We start from the raw sequence: 12,601 nt of genomic DNA on the forward strand, positions 1-12,601 counted from the left end.
AAGGATTGCCGTATGGCTGCTCAGAAGGAAGGGCCGCTTCGGGTCCGCGAGTTGTCGTTCCGGCTAGAAGCTCGCCCGTAATGGGAGGCGAAACGCGCCGTTGTCCCACATTGATTAATGTAGGACAACGTCAGCATGATAAACGGCACCAGATATTAGACGTCACTAGGAAGACCGCAGCGGGTGTTGATTGACGCATCAGTGTCGCTGTCACTCATCTTCTCACCTCTTACGCAGTGTCGCGACTACGAAATCGTGTTTGGCATTGCGATAGCCGGCAATGTCATCTTTGAACGCGATCGCGAGGGATTTCTTCAAATCCCCATATGCGCTCGCTGCGTCTGGATGGGCGCGCAAATAATCCCGAAACGACAAAAAAGCTTCCCAACGCGGATTGGAAAGTTCCATGACGTGGACGTGGTGCGTCCAAGGGCCGGAAACTCCCTTTCGAAAAAATAGCTCATCCGGCAACCACGACTCGTATTGCGGGATGTAGGTGTAACCCAAAGCCCGAAGTTGTTTGATGCAGTGAGACCGCGCCTCGGTCAATGTGCGAACACCGACCAGCAGATCGATTATCGGTTTGGCTGCTAACCCAGGCACTGCCGTGCTACCCATGTGTTCAATTGCAAGGATAAGGGTGCCGAGAACGGATTGCAGCCTCGCCCGTTCTTGCTTGAACATCGCGGGCCATGCCGGATCGTAATCCGAGACCGAGATCACTCCGCCGCCATACCGCTCCACACAAATCTCCAAGACGGGAAAACAGTCCAGAGTAGCGCCTCACCCGACATTCCCATGGCTCACCAGCAACCGCACGATCTGCACTTCTTTTGGAAGCTCGATCAGGAACTCGGGATCGCGATCGAGATGGTGAATGCGGGTCGGATCGCTTCCGGCAAAAACGCTCATCGCCTCCACGCTCTCCCAGTATGAAATCGTGATGAATTCGCTTTCGCCGTCGCGGTCCTCGCGGAAAGTCTGCACGCCGAGCGCCTTTTCCATCAGAGGCCTGACCCCGGCTTCGTAATTATAGGCTTCGTATTCGTCCGCGCGCTCGAGCCGGGTGCGGCCGCGCCAGATCCGCGCGATCGCCGGACGTTTGGTGGAGGTCTTCTCGGCCATCGTCTGGCCCTCCCGTTCAGTTTCCGCCCACCACCACGTTCAGCACCTCGAAAGGCGTGGTGATGACGATGTCGGCGGCCGAGGTCAGCGTCTGGCCGATGCCGCCGGTAAGCCTGCCGATCCGGTCGGTCACATCCCGATCCTGCGCACCGAGACTGCTGTCCTGTCTAAGTCGTTCGCCGAGCAGCGTCACCAACGTAGGATTGTCGGCGAATTTGGCGTGGTTGAGGCGGTCGCCGGCGTCCACCTTGGTCAGGTCGACGGCCACGACCCCGTAGCTCGCTATGTCGGCTGCGTCCTCGTAGCCGCCGAGGCGCGGCCTGTTGCCGGCGATCAGTCCCGATACCCGCAACGCGCGGTCGTCGCCGGAAAGAAACAGGATGAACGGTTTGTCGGGCTTGCCGTAGCGCCGCATCTGCGTCTTGAACACGTCCACGTCGATATCGGGCGAGGCCAGCACCACGTCGCCGAGTTTGCCGCCGAGATCGCGGTCATTGGTGATGGCGAGCTGCCGCAGCGCCTCCATCGTCACCCAGTTGCCCATGGAGTGCGCGATGATGTCGACGCGCTTCGCGCCGGAGGTGGCGACCAGCCGCAACGTCCGCTCCAATTGGTCGCGGGCAGCCGTCGCGCTGTTGTTGTCATAGACGTAGTCGACCGTCTTGCCGCCCGAAGCCCATGTAAACAGCACCGGCGTGCCGGAATACTTCGCGTCGTGGGCGATCTGCGTCATGCGATAAACCGCGCCGTCGAAGGAGGTGTTGTATCCGTGGATGAACACCAGCGCGCGTCCCTCATGGCTGGCAATGTCGGCGCGCAGCGCTCTGGAGAAAGCCTCTTCGTCCTGGTAGCCAGCGACGTCTGCGGCCACGAAGAACTTGGCCGGATCGGCCCTCTGGTTCTTCTTGCGGCGCTCGATCTCACCCGTCTTGTGGATGGCCGGAACGGTCATGTCGACATGCGCGAAGTGCAGGTCGGGCGATCGGCCGCCGCTGAATACCTCTTGCTTGTTCTCCGCCTCCGCCCGCGTGGTGGCGACGAAGATCCTGTGCCTGCCGGCAATCTCTAATGTGCTTGCCGCGATCGCCGGGCTTGCGATCAGTTCGCGGGTCTGCTGGCCGGCGCAGCCGGTCAGAAGCAGCGCAAGGACGAGTATGCGAAAAGGCGCGGCCGTGAAGATTGTCATGGATTGCAGTCCGTCCAGCCGCCCCCGGGCCGCCTGGCTTGGTGATACTGGCTGGCTGCGCCGCCGTCCAGTCCGCAACTGCGCCCAGTCAGGGGTCCGAACTCGGGTTAACAGGTCGACGAATTGCGCGTGCCTTGCCGTTTGCTGCCCCGTCCCCACCATCGTCGGGGTCGTCGACCCCGTCATGGCTGGGGTCCAGCGTCCCGCGATAGCCGACCGACCGTAGATTCTCGGGACAAGCCCGAGAATGACGGGATAGAGGCTCCGCCTGTTAACCAGAGTTCGGAGTCTTGGCTCATGCGTTGACGCGAGATTCAGGTCAGGCCGAGCCGAAAATGGCGGATTTCGAGAACCGGAGCGGAGCGTACGTTTAGGTACGTGAGCACCGGAAGCGCAGAAAGCCGCCATTTGCAGGCCGGCATCACCTGAATATCGCGTCAACGAGCCCAGAAGGTCGGTGTGAAGATAACCAGCACGGCGAGGATTTCTAGGCGTCCGAGCAGCATCCAGATCGGGAGCAGCCATTTGGCGGCATCGGGAAGGGTCGAGAAATTGCCTGATGGCCCGACGATATCGCCAAGTCCCGGGCCGACATTCGTAAGCGCGGTCAGAACCGAACTCATGGCCGTCATCAAATCGAGCCCCGTGGCGGCGAGCAGGATCGTGCCGATCGCCCAGATCACGAAAAAGGATGAAATGAAAAGCACCACCGCGCGCTGCATGTCGGGGTCGACCGTGCGGTCGCCGTAGCGAACCGGCAGGACCGTGTGTGGATAGACCAGGCGCCGCAGGCCGTTGGACATAAGTTCGAACAGGATCAGGAACCGGTAAGCCTTGATCCCTCCGGCGGTCGATCCCGAACACCCGCCGAGGAATGTGGCGACGAAGAAGCAGGCGACCGCAAATGGCCCCCATTGCAGGTAATCGGCGCTTGCATAGCCGCATGTCGTAATGATCGACACGAAGTTGAACGCGGAATGGGTGAAGGCATCCAGGAACGGCATGTCGGCGTTCACCCGCAGATATATCGCCACGCCGACGATGAAGACGATGCAGTAGCCGGCGAAGACCCGCATTTGCGGGTCGCCCAGCGCGTCGAGGCGACCGCGCACCAGAAAAAGGATCAGTATGGAAAAAGGCAGTCCGCCAATGAACATGAACAGCGTGCCGACCCAAAGCACCGCCGGCTTGTCGACATAGAAGCCAAGCGAGGCGTCGTGTGTGGAAAAGCCGCCGGTCGCCAGCGTCGTCATCGAGTGGTTCAGCGCGTCGAAGCCGGTCATGCCGGCCATGGCGTAGGAAATTGCGCAGGCGAGCGTAAGCCCGGCATAGATGGCGAGGAAGCTCACCGCATAAGTCGAGAAACGCTCGAACGGGCGATCCTCGATGTCCGAGGATTCGATCTTGAAGTAGGACACGCCGCCGACATTGAGAAAAGGCAACACGAACAGGCCGAGCGCGATGACGCCAAGTCCGCCGAACCATTGGAGGATCGATCGCCACAAAAGCAGCCCGGGCGGCATAGTGTCGAGACCGACCAGCACGGTCGAACCGGTTGTGGTGATCGCCGAGACCGATTCGAAGATCGCGTCGGCGATGCTGATGCCGACGGAAGACGCAGCCAGCGGCACCGCTCCCGCAATCGCCATGGTCACCCAAAGCAGGTTGACCAGAAGGAACGCAAAACGCGTCGTCACCGGCGGCGCGCGTCCTTGGGTTGCGAGCGCCACCGCCATGGCGAGCCCGCCCATGAACAGCGCCGAGAAGGCGAAGACTCGCCAGTCATCATGGCCGAAATAGAGATCGACCGCCGCCGGGATCAGCATTGCGGCGGAGAGATAGAGGGCGAAGACGGCTGCAACGTGGATCGCGGCGCGAACGGCAATTCTATTCACGTAGACGGGACCCCAGACGTGACGCGCCGCCGTCGGGCCAGGCCGGACGGGGCATCGGAGCCGAACAGTGGCTTCATCGGCATGAATATGCAATAGGCCTGCCGATCGGCCCACAGCTATTGCCGGTTGCGCTGACGCGGGGAATTTTTAGCGATGACGAACTTCGCCGAGAAAGTTGCGGCAGCCGCGAGCGGCCTGCGCGAACTCTTTCCCGAGACGCCGCTGCAGGAGAACGACTATCTGTCGAAGAAGACCGGCGCGCGCATTCTCCTGAAGCGCGAGGATCTTTCGCCGGTGCGCTCCTACAAGATCCGCGGCGCGTTCAATTTCTTCCGCAAGGCGCTGGTCGCCGGCAACCATGCCGACCTGTTCGTCTGCGCCTCGGCCGGCAACCACGCCCAGGGCTTTGCCTTCGTCTGCCGCCATTTCGGCAAAAAGGGCGTCGTTTTCATGCCGGTGACGACGCCGCAGCAGAAGATCGACAAGACAAAGCTGTTCGGCGGCGAGTTCGTCGAGATCAGGCTGGTCGGAGATTTCTTCGACGACTGCAATCGCGCCGCGCTGGAATTCACCGAAACCGCCGGCGCGCATATGGTGCCGCCCTTCGACCACAAGGACATCATCGAGGGCCAGGCGACGGTGGCTCTGGAGATCGCCGGCCAGATGCCGGACGGGAAGGCGCCCGACATGATCGTGCTGCCGGTCGGCGGCGGCGGGCTCTCTGCCGGAGTGACGCGATATTTCGCCGAGGCGCAGTGGCCGACCCGCTTTGTGTTTTGCGAGCCGTCGGGCGCGCCGAGCCTCAAGCAGAGCCTTGAAGCCGGCAAGCGCGTCAAACTCGGCAAGGTCGACAATTTCGTCGACGGCGCCGCGGTCGCCGAGATCGGCCGCGAAAACTTCCGGCTGCTCAAGGATTTCTCCACTGAGGCGGTCCGCGAAATTCCGGAAAACCGTCTCTGCGCCACGATGATCGAGATGCTGAACGTCGAGGGCGTCGTGCTGGAACCCGCTGGAGCGCTCGCCATCGATGCCCTCAAGGATTTTCCGCGCAAGGAAATCCGGGGCAAGACGATCGTCTGCGTCGTCTCCGGCGGAAATTTCGATTTCGAGCGCCTGCCGGACGTGAAGGAGAGGGCGCTTCGTTTCGAGGGACTGAAGAAATATTTTGTGTTCCGCTTCCCCCAGCGGCCCGGCGCACTGCGCGACTTCCTCGAATTGCTCGGCCCCGACGACGATATCGCCCGCTTCGAATATCTGAAGAAGTCGGCGCGCAATTTCGGCTCGGTGCTGATCGGCATCGAGACCAAGGACCGCAGGAATTTCGAGGTGCTCGCCAGGCGCTTCCATGAGGCCGGCTGGGCCTACCAGGACATCACCGACAACGAGACGATCGCGGGACTGGTGATATGAGCGAAAAACGGCCGGGGGAGGGCTCTGGATTCACGGGTTTGGAGCGATATCGGCGCCCTGACGGTCGTTGTGAACAAATTCTGACGCTGCGCGACGCCCGATTTGTCTGTTATTATTGATTCCAAACAGTTTTTATCGTGCGGGAAAAGACCGGGGAGGCGATTTTGTCCACATACATCATCCTCTTTCGAGGCGTCGGAGGCGCGACGCAGCTACCGACCAAGCCGCTGCGCGAGGCGCTGACCGAGGCCGGATTCGGCAATGTCGCGACCTATATCAACAGCGGCAATGCGGTGCTGAAAAGCGGTATTTCGCGTGAGAAAACAATCGCTTCGGTGGTCGACATCTGCAAGCGCGAGTTCGGTTTCGCCAAGGATATCCATGCGATCACGCTCGACGAATGGTCGGCGCTGATCGACGCAAATCCGTTCCCCGAGGCGGTCGCCGTTCCAAAGTTCCTGCACGCAGCCGTGCTCGCCGCCCAACCAGAAGAGGGAAAAGTCGAGGCATTGCAGGCCTTTGCAGGGAAAGGCGAACGCATCGCTGTAGTCGGCAAGGTCGCTTATCTCCACACGCCCAACGGGTTCGGAACCTCGAAACTCGCCGAAAAATTCGACAAAGGCATCGGCGTCCCCAACACCGCACGCAACTGGAACACGGTGCTGAAGCTCAAGGAACTGGCGGAAAAGGTGGATTCCTGAGCTCCGAGCGCGCAATTGTTGCGCTGCACAAATAATTCGGTTGCTATTTTCACGATTATCCTCCATATGCCGCTTCATAGGCGCTTGGGCCGGGTTTTCCGGCTTTCCCCTCCGATGGGACTGGTTGCGTCTGTTTTCTCCCTCACCGAACGAAACGGTAAGCGGCGAAAGAGCCCTGCGGACATGAGGTCTGCGGGCACGACAGCGCAGCCGAGCGGACAGGAATGTCCGCCGCCTTGTCGTTTCCACAAAGAATTTCGCCGGCAGGTAGCGCCTTGCCGCGAGTGTTGTTGCTGGCCTGGAGTCCGCGTGAAAGATGAATAAATTGACGAATGAAAACAATGCGGACCTTGAAGGTTTCGCCAAACTTGGAATTACCGGTGCGCTTCTGAAGGCCACCCATGCCGCCGGCTTCGACATGCCGAAGCCGGTGCAGGTGCAGGCCATTCCGGCGCATCTCGCCGGCCGCGACGTGCTCGCGGTGGCCCAGACCGGCTCTGGCAAGACGGCGGCTTTCTCGCTGCCGATCCTGACGAAAATCGTCGCGCTCGGCACCAAGCGGCTGCCCAAGACGGCGCGCGCGCTGATCCTCGCACCGACCCGCGAACTCGCGGTGCAGATCGAGGACACCATCCGCGTCCTGGCCAAGGGCCTGCACGTCTCGACCGCGCTCGTGCTCGGCGGCGTGTCGCGTTACAGCCAGGTCAAGAAGATGGCTCCCGGCGTCGACATCCTCGTCGCCACGCCCGGCCGGCTGACCGACCTCGTCCGTGAAGGCGAAGTCAACCTGTCGGATACACGCTGGCTGGTGCTCGACGAGGCCGACCGCATGCTCGACATGGGTTTCATCCATGACGTGAAGCGGCTCGCCAAGGCGACCCACAAGGACCGCCAGACGGCGCTGTTCTCGGCCACCATGCCCGTCGAGATCGAGGGGCTGGCGCGCGGCATCATGAAAGATCCCGTGCATGTCGAAGTCGCGCCGCAAGGCACGACGGCGGTTGAGATCAAGCAGAGCGTCGTGCTCGCCCGCGTCAAGCAGAAGCGCCAGGTCCTGTCGGCGATGCTCGCCGACGAGGCCATGCGTTCGGTGATCGTCTTCACCCGCACCAAGCACGGCGCCGACCGCGTGACTCGTGATCTCGAGCGTGACGGTTTCGATGCGGCGGTCATTCACGGCAACAAGTCGCAGAACGCCCGCCAGAAGGCGCTGAACGGCTTTCGTGACGGCTCGGTGCGCATTCTCGTGGCGACTGACATTGCGGCGCGCGGCATCGACGTGCCGGGTATCAGCCATGTCGTGAACTACGAACTGCCGGACGAAGCAGAAAGCTACGTCCACCGCATCGGCCGCACCGGCCGCAACGGCGCCGACGGCATTGCCGTTACGCTATGCGATCCGGGCGAGAACGCCAAGCTTCGGCAGGTCGAAAGGATCATCCGCATGAAGCTCGACGTGACGGCTGACCATCTCGGCCAGCCCGATCCGAAGGCCGAGCCGCGCAGCAACGATCGCGCGCCGAGGGAAGCGGCCAACGACCGCAACGGCAACAATCGTCCGCGCGGCGAGCAGAAGCCGCGCAACGGCTTCGGCAAGAAGCCGTTCCAGGGCAAGCCCGGCGACGAACGCAAGCCGTTCCGCGGCAAGCGCCGCTCGTTCGGCTCCGGCAAACCGGCGTCGCGCGCGGCATAACGCTGTGCCGCAATTGACCGGATTTGGTCCAATTGCGTGAACCCACATGATGCGATAGGGCGGCCGAGGCGATTGCTTCGGCCGCCCTTGCATTTTGGATGGAACTTCATGGCCGGCATCGCAGCGCTCGCAATCGCCTATGTGCTCTCGCAGTTCTACCGTTCGTTCATGGCGGTGCTGACGCCGGTCCTCACCGTCGAACTCGGCGCCACCAAAGCCGAGCTTTCGCTCGCGTCGGGCGCATTCTTCATCAGCTTCGCGCTCTCGCAATTTGCCATCGGCGTCTCGCTCGACCGGTTCGGTCCGCGGCGCACGGCGGCGGCCTTGCTTGCGTTTGGCGGCGGGGGCGGGGCCTTTCTGTTTGCCGCCGCAACCCAGCCGTGGATGATCACCGCCGCCATGACGCTGATCGGCATCGGCTGCGCGCCGGTGCTGATGGCGTCGCTGTTCATCTTCGCGCGCATCTATTCGACGGCCCGCTTCGCGGTGCTGACCTCGTGGCTGGTGGCGTTCGGCACCGCCGGCAACGTCATAGGCGCTTCGCCGCTCGCCAATGCGGCGGAGGCTTTCGGCTGGCGGCCGGTGATGGCCGCGCTCGGCGTGGTCACGCTGCTGACCGCTGCGGCGATGATGGTCCTGGTGCGCGATCCCGACAGGCCGAAAGGAATGCACATCTCGGGCACGGGCTTTGCCGGCTATGGTGAATTGATGCGCATGCGCGTTTTGTGGCCGATCATTCCACTGACCGCGATCAACTATGCCGCGACAGCCGGCATACGAGGCCTTTGGGCCGGGCCTTATCTCGCCGACGTCTATGGCGCCGACACGCTGGTGATCGGCGAGGTCACCCTCTTCATGGCGCTGGCGATGGTCGCCGGCTCGTTCATCTACGGGCCGCTGGACACGATCTTCCGGACCCGCAAATGGGTGGCTGTCGGCGGCAATTTCATCAGCCTGCTGGCGATCGTCTATCTCGCGGTGAACACCGTCACCGGCATCCCGTCGACCACGCTCGTGCTTGTCGTGATCGGCGTCTGCGGCATGGGCTACGGCCTCTTGATGGCTCACGCGCGCGCCTTCCTGCCGCCGCATCTGGTCGGGCGCGGCGTGACCCTGATGAACTTCTTCTCGATCGGCGGCGTCGGCCTGATGCAGTTCGCGACGGGCGGCGTGGTCACCGCCTCGATCGTACCTGGCGAGCCGGCAGCCGCCTACACCGCGCTGTTCACCTTCTATGCAGTGGTGCTCGGCCTCGCGCTCGCGATCTATCTGCTGGCGCGCGACGCCAAGCCGGAGAAGCACTGACAAGCTTCGCGATCAGACGCCCGAAACGACGGCCCTTATCCATCGCCGCGCCGTCCTGCCCGTGGCCTTTCAGGCGAGTGTAGAACAGGTTGGCGCCGAGTTCTTCCGCCACCTGATCGGGGAGGGGCCTGACCTCGCCCTTCGATGCCGAAAAGCCGTGGATATAGATGATGGAGATGGGCGTTTTGACATGGGTCATCGGGTCGGCCCAGACGATCTCCTTCTCCAGCCCATCGCGTATGCCCGGAACACGGCTTTCGGAACGGTCGAGATAGCCGGCTGGGTCGTCGCCGATCACTGAAGCATCGAAGGTGATGCGTGTGTCGACGGGAACGCGCGGCCCCGCGGCGTAGAGCACTGCGAGCGAAACGGCCAATACGACAAGAGCGGTCAAAATCCGGCGCCTCACGTAGTTCTCCGACAGCAACGATGGTTGGCGCTGCGGATCTCCCGAAGCACAAGCGCAACGCGCTGAAGGACCTACAGGCTTCCGCATTTCCCGCCAAGCGTCCGGTGGATTTTTCTCCCGTTCTGCGTGTGGCCGGACCAGGCTTGACGTGCAGTTTAAGACGGAGTATTTAACCAATAGGATAATTAACCGAACGGTATATGACGTCATGCCCCCGGACCAACTCGACGCCACCTTTGCCGCTTTGGCCGACCCGACGAGGCGGGCGATCCTGGCGCGCCTCGCTTCGGGGGAGGCCTCCGTCAACGAACTTGCCCAGCCTTTCGCCATGAGCCTGCCGGCGGTTTCCAAGCATCTCAAGGTCTTGGAGCGCGCCGGACTGATCTCTCGCGGCCGCGAGGCGCAGTGGCGGCCCTGCCGGCTCGAGGCCGGTCCGCTCAAGGAGGTTTCCGATTGGGTCGAGAATTACCGCCGTTTTTGGGACGACAGTTTTGATCGTCTCGGCGACTATCTGCATGAACTGCAAACCAGGGAGAAGCCTGATGGCCCAAGCAAATAAGAAAGCCGGGCAAGCCGAATTCGAGCTTGCCATCACCCGCATCTTCAACGCGCCACGCAGCCTGGTGTTCAAGGTATGGAGCGCGCCGGAGCACCTGATGCGCTGGTGGGGTCCGAAGGATTTTACCTGCACGCTGGCCAGGACGGATTTCCGGCCGGGCGGCGCATGGCGCACCTCCATCCGCTCGCCCGAGGGGACCGATCACGGCGCCCGTGGCGTCTATCGCGAAATCGTTGAGCCGGAACGCCTTGTCTTCACTTTCGCCTGGGACGACGGCAGCGAAACGCTGGTCACGGTGACATTCGAAGACCACAACGGCCGAACCAAGCTGACTTTCCGTCAGGCGCCGTTCGAAACGGTCGAAAGCCGCGATTCGCATCAGGAAGGCTGGGGCGAATGCCTCGACCGGCTGGAAGCATACCTGGCGTCCGCGCCCGCAACTTGACGCAACCCATGGGAGGAACCGCAATGTCGCAACCGCTTCGTTCAACTCCTGTCCCGGAACTGCCGCGCCGGATCTTTGACTACTATTCGCGGCCGGAAGGCATGTCGGACGCCGGCAGGCATTCCGGGCTGCTCCAAAACCTGCCGAGTAATGTCGCCGCGCTGACCGAAATCGTCCAGGGACTGGCAATCCATCAATACGCCGTGTCCTACTACGGGGTGACCGTGCCAGAGGCTCGGAAGCGCGAATCCCATATTCGCCCGGTCGAGGCGATCCTGGATGAAATCCTGGCTTTGGACGGTCGGCCGCTCGCCGAGGCGCGGCCGCCCGAAAAGCGCATCGTTGGTGTTTGCCATCACTTCGCGCTGCTGCTCGTAGCCATGCTACGCGCCCACGGGATTCCCGCGCGCTACCGCTCCGGCTTCGGTTCCTATTTCAACGCGCCGTATTTCGAGGATCATGTGGTTTGCGAATACTGGAGTGCCGAGAAGGGACGCTGGGCGTTGGCCGATCCGCAATTCGACGAGAAATGGCGTGCAGGCGCGAAGATCGATCACGACGTGCTCGACGTGCCGCGCAACCGCTTCCTGATTGCCGCCGACGCGTGGTCGCAGTGCCGCGCGGGTAAGGCAGATCCGTCGAAATTCGGCATATTCGCGGGCGACCTGCGCGGCCTCTGGTTCATCGCCGGAAGTCTGGTGCGCGACATTGCCGGCCTCAACAAGGTCGAGATGCTGCCCTGGGATTGCTGGGGCGCGGTGCCGCGGCCCAGGGAGCTTTCCGAGGATCAGTTCGCCTTCTTCGATCGGCTCGCCGAACTGACGCAGGATCCGGACGCGTCATTCGACGACCTGCGCCGGGTCTATGAAAGCGACGAGCGCCTGCGCGTGCCGAAAACCGTGTTCAACGCCGTGTTGCAGCGACCGGAAGCCATGGAAGCTGCATGAACGAGACGACAAGCAAGGACAAAGCGAGATGAAGAAGACCTATCACGGCAGTTGCCACTGCGGCGCGGTGCGCTTCGAATGCAAGCTCGACCTGGCGCCGGCCGGCCGCCGTTCCGAGCCCGAATTGCCGGGCGTGTGGTGGACATCGACCTTCCGCTGCAACTGCTCTTCCTGCATGAAGACCCGGCTGTGGAAGGGTTTTGCCCGTGCGGGCGATTTCCGCCTGATCGAGGGGCAGGATGCGCTTGCCGACTACCGGTATGCCAGCAGGCAAATCCACCATTTCTTCTGCCGGAACTGCGGGGTCCACACGTTCGGCAACGCCAGTTTCGAGCAGATGGGTGGAGCGTTCTATGCGGTGAACATCTACTGCCTCGACGACGCCAGCGACGCCGAACTTGCCGAAGCGCCGATCATCTATGAGAATGGCCGTGACGACGACTGGGAGCATCCGCCCGCCGAAACGCGATATTTCTGAGCCGGCGGCTCCGGTGAACCGTGGGGGCAGCATGAACGACGAAGCGCTCGCCAGGACCTTGCCCCGCGCGCTGCTGGTTCTTCGGATCACGCTCGGCCTCTTCCTGCTGCAATGGGGCGTCGAAAAGTTCATCGTGCCGGAAAACACCGTCGGCATCTGGGGCTTCTTCTACGGCATCAGCGTGCCGCAGATGTCGGCCTATGTTTTCGGCGTCGTCGAGATCGCCATTGCGATCTGCCTGTTCCTCGGCCTGTTCCGCACAGTCGCCTATGGTGCGGCGATGATCCTGCATGCCATCAGCGTCGCCGTTTCCTGGCCGGTCCTGATCCAGCCATGGGCCGATCCGGCAAACCATCTGTTTATCGCCGGAGTGCCGGTTCTGGGCGGCTTCGTCGCGCTGTTCCTCCTGCGCCGTTGGGATCGCGGGCTGCTCGATCGCTGAGCGCCG

At 62.4% G+C, this 12,601-nt stretch carries 14 protein-coding genes; 9 read left to right on the forward strand and 5 right to left on the reverse strand.

Going from position 1 to position 12,601, the window contains the following annotated elements:
* Window positions 1–222: 222 nt before the first annotated feature.
* From G6N73_RS19745 to G6N73_RS19760, 4 genes are all read right to left on the reverse strand, one after another.
* The gene (locus G6N73_RS19745) at window positions 223–744 is read right to left on the reverse strand and encodes a GrpB family protein (RefSeq protein ID WP_165030672.1); all 522 of its coding nucleotides are present in this window, start codon (window positions 742–744) and stop codon (window positions 223–225) included.
* 39 nt (window positions 745–783) lie between these two features.
* On the reverse strand, window positions 784–1,125 hold the full coding sequence (locus G6N73_RS19750; RefSeq protein ID WP_165030674.1) for an antibiotic biosynthesis monooxygenase family protein: 342 nt from the start codon (window positions 1,123–1,125) through the stop codon (window positions 784–786).
* Window positions 1,126–1,141: 16 nt separating this feature from the next.
* Entirely contained in the window at window positions 1,142–2,311 is a 1,170-nt protein-coding gene (locus tag G6N73_RS19755; RefSeq protein WP_165030676.1) for an alpha/beta hydrolase, read from the reverse strand.
* Between the two features lie 437 nt (window positions 2,312–2,748).
* Complete coding sequence (locus tag G6N73_RS19760) at window positions 2,749–4,206, reverse strand: potassium transporter TrkG (protein ID WP_165030678.1); 1,458 nt, start codon at window positions 4,204–4,206, stop codon at window positions 2,749–2,751.
* Window positions 4,207–4,359: 153 nt separating this feature from the next.
* On the opposite strand from G6N73_RS19760, the gene ilvA reads away from it, so the two are divergent.
* The 4 genes from ilvA (at window position 4,360) to G6N73_RS19780 (ending at window position 9,315) form a co-directional block, all read left to right on the forward strand.
* A complete protein-coding gene (gene ilvA / locus G6N73_RS19765) occupies window positions 4,360–5,616 on the forward strand; it encodes a threonine ammonia-lyase IlvA (RefSeq protein WP_165030680.1) in 1,257 nt (418 codons plus the stop codon).
* A 164-nt stretch (window positions 5,617–5,780) separates the two neighbouring features.
* Window positions 5,781–6,317 (forward strand): DUF1697 domain-containing protein, encoded by a 537-nt coding sequence (locus G6N73_RS19770; RefSeq protein WP_165030682.1) that lies wholly within the window; start codon window positions 5,781–5,783, stop codon window positions 6,315–6,317.
* A 316-nt stretch (window positions 6,318–6,633) separates the two neighbouring features.
* The gene (locus tag G6N73_RS19775; protein WP_165030684.1) at window positions 6,634–8,010 is read left to right on the forward strand and encodes a DEAD/DEAH box helicase; all 1,377 of its coding nucleotides are present in this window, start codon (window positions 6,634–6,636) and stop codon (window positions 8,008–8,010) included.
* Between the two features lie 108 nt (window positions 8,011–8,118).
* Window positions 8,119–9,315, forward strand: a complete 1,197-nt coding sequence (locus G6N73_RS19780; RefSeq protein WP_165030686.1) for an MFS transporter — start codon at window positions 8,119–8,121, stop codon at window positions 9,313–9,315.
* On the opposite strand, the gene G6N73_RS19785 is transcribed toward G6N73_RS19780, so the two are convergent.
* The gene (locus G6N73_RS19785) at window positions 9,236–9,724 is read right to left on the reverse strand and encodes a hypothetical protein (RefSeq protein ID WP_206078968.1); all 489 of its coding nucleotides are present in this window, start codon (window positions 9,722–9,724) and stop codon (window positions 9,236–9,238) included. The genes G6N73_RS19780 and G6N73_RS19785 overlap by 80 nt on opposite strands.
* A 208-nt stretch (window positions 9,725–9,932) precedes the next feature.
* On the opposite strand from G6N73_RS19785, the gene G6N73_RS19790 reads away from it, so the two are divergent.
* From G6N73_RS19790 to G6N73_RS19810, 5 genes are read left to right on the forward strand one after another with little or no spacing between them, the layout of a single operon-like run.
* A complete protein-coding gene (locus G6N73_RS19790) occupies window positions 9,933–10,283 on the forward strand; it encodes an ArsR/SmtB family transcription factor (RefSeq protein WP_165030688.1) in 351 nt (116 codons plus the stop codon).
* Window positions 10,267–10,728: an SRPBCC domain-containing protein gene (locus tag G6N73_RS19795; RefSeq protein ID WP_165030690.1), complete on the forward strand. Its 462-nt coding sequence runs from the start codon at window positions 10,267–10,269 to the stop codon at window positions 10,726–10,728. The genes G6N73_RS19790 and G6N73_RS19795 overlap by 17 nt, the downstream gene beginning before the upstream one ends.
* 23 nt (window positions 10,729–10,751) lie before the next feature.
* Window positions 10,752–11,675 (forward strand): transglutaminase-like domain-containing protein, encoded by a 924-nt coding sequence (locus G6N73_RS19800; protein ID WP_206078969.1) that lies wholly within the window; start codon window positions 10,752–10,754, stop codon window positions 11,673–11,675.
* Between the two features lie 28 nt (window positions 11,676–11,703).
* Window positions 11,704–12,153: a GFA family protein gene (locus tag G6N73_RS19805; RefSeq protein ID WP_165030692.1), complete on the forward strand. Its 450-nt coding sequence runs from the start codon at window positions 11,704–11,706 to the stop codon at window positions 12,151–12,153.
* Window positions 12,154–12,184: 31 nt separating this feature from the next.
* Window positions 12,185–12,595 (forward strand): DoxX family protein, encoded by a 411-nt coding sequence (locus tag G6N73_RS19810; protein WP_165030694.1) that lies wholly within the window; start codon window positions 12,185–12,187, stop codon window positions 12,593–12,595.
* Window positions 12,596–12,601 lie beyond the last annotated feature (6 nt).

The organism is Allomesorhizobium camelthorni (assembly GCF_011045125.1).
Classification (GTDB): domain Bacteria; phylum Pseudomonadota; class Alphaproteobacteria; order Rhizobiales; family Rhizobiaceae; genus Allomesorhizobium; species Allomesorhizobium camelthorni.

What these genes read in the sequence shown, in the direction of transcription:
- G6N73_RS19750 (WP_165030674.1), bottom strand. Translation starts at nt 1,125, where the DNA reads ATGGCCGAGAAGACCTCCACCAAACGTCCGGCGATCGCGCGGATCTGG.
- G6N73_RS19755 (WP_165030676.1), bottom strand. Translation starts at nt 2,311, where the DNA reads ATGACAATCTTCACGGCCGCGCCTTTTCGCATACTCGTCCTTGCGCTG.
- ilvA (WP_165030680.1), top strand. Translation starts at nt 4,360, where the DNA reads ATGACGAACTTCGCCGAGAAAGTTGCGGCAGCCGCGAGCGGCCTGCGC.
- G6N73_RS19775 (WP_165030684.1), top strand. Translation starts at nt 6,634, where the DNA reads ATGAATAAATTGACGAATGAAAACAATGCGGACCTTGAAGGTTTCGCC.
- G6N73_RS19780 (WP_165030686.1), top strand. Translation starts at nt 8,119, where the DNA reads ATGGCCGGCATCGCAGCGCTCGCAATCGCCTATGTGCTCTCGCAGTTC.
- G6N73_RS19790 (WP_165030688.1), top strand. Translation starts at nt 9,933, where the DNA reads ATGCCCCCGGACCAACTCGACGCCACCTTTGCCGCTTTGGCCGACCCG.
- G6N73_RS19795 (WP_165030690.1), top strand. Translation starts at nt 10,267, where the DNA reads ATGGCCCAAGCAAATAAGAAAGCCGGGCAAGCCGAATTCGAGCTTGCC.
- G6N73_RS19800 (WP_206078969.1), top strand. Translation starts at nt 10,752, where the DNA reads ATGTCGCAACCGCTTCGTTCAACTCCTGTCCCGGAACTGCCGCGCCGG.
- G6N73_RS19805 (WP_165030692.1), top strand. Translation starts at nt 11,704, where the DNA reads ATGAAGAAGACCTATCACGGCAGTTGCCACTGCGGCGCGGTGCGCTTC.
- G6N73_RS19810 (WP_165030694.1), top strand. Translation starts at nt 12,185, where the DNA reads ATGAACGACGAAGCGCTCGCCAGGACCTTGCCCCGCGCGCTGCTGGTT.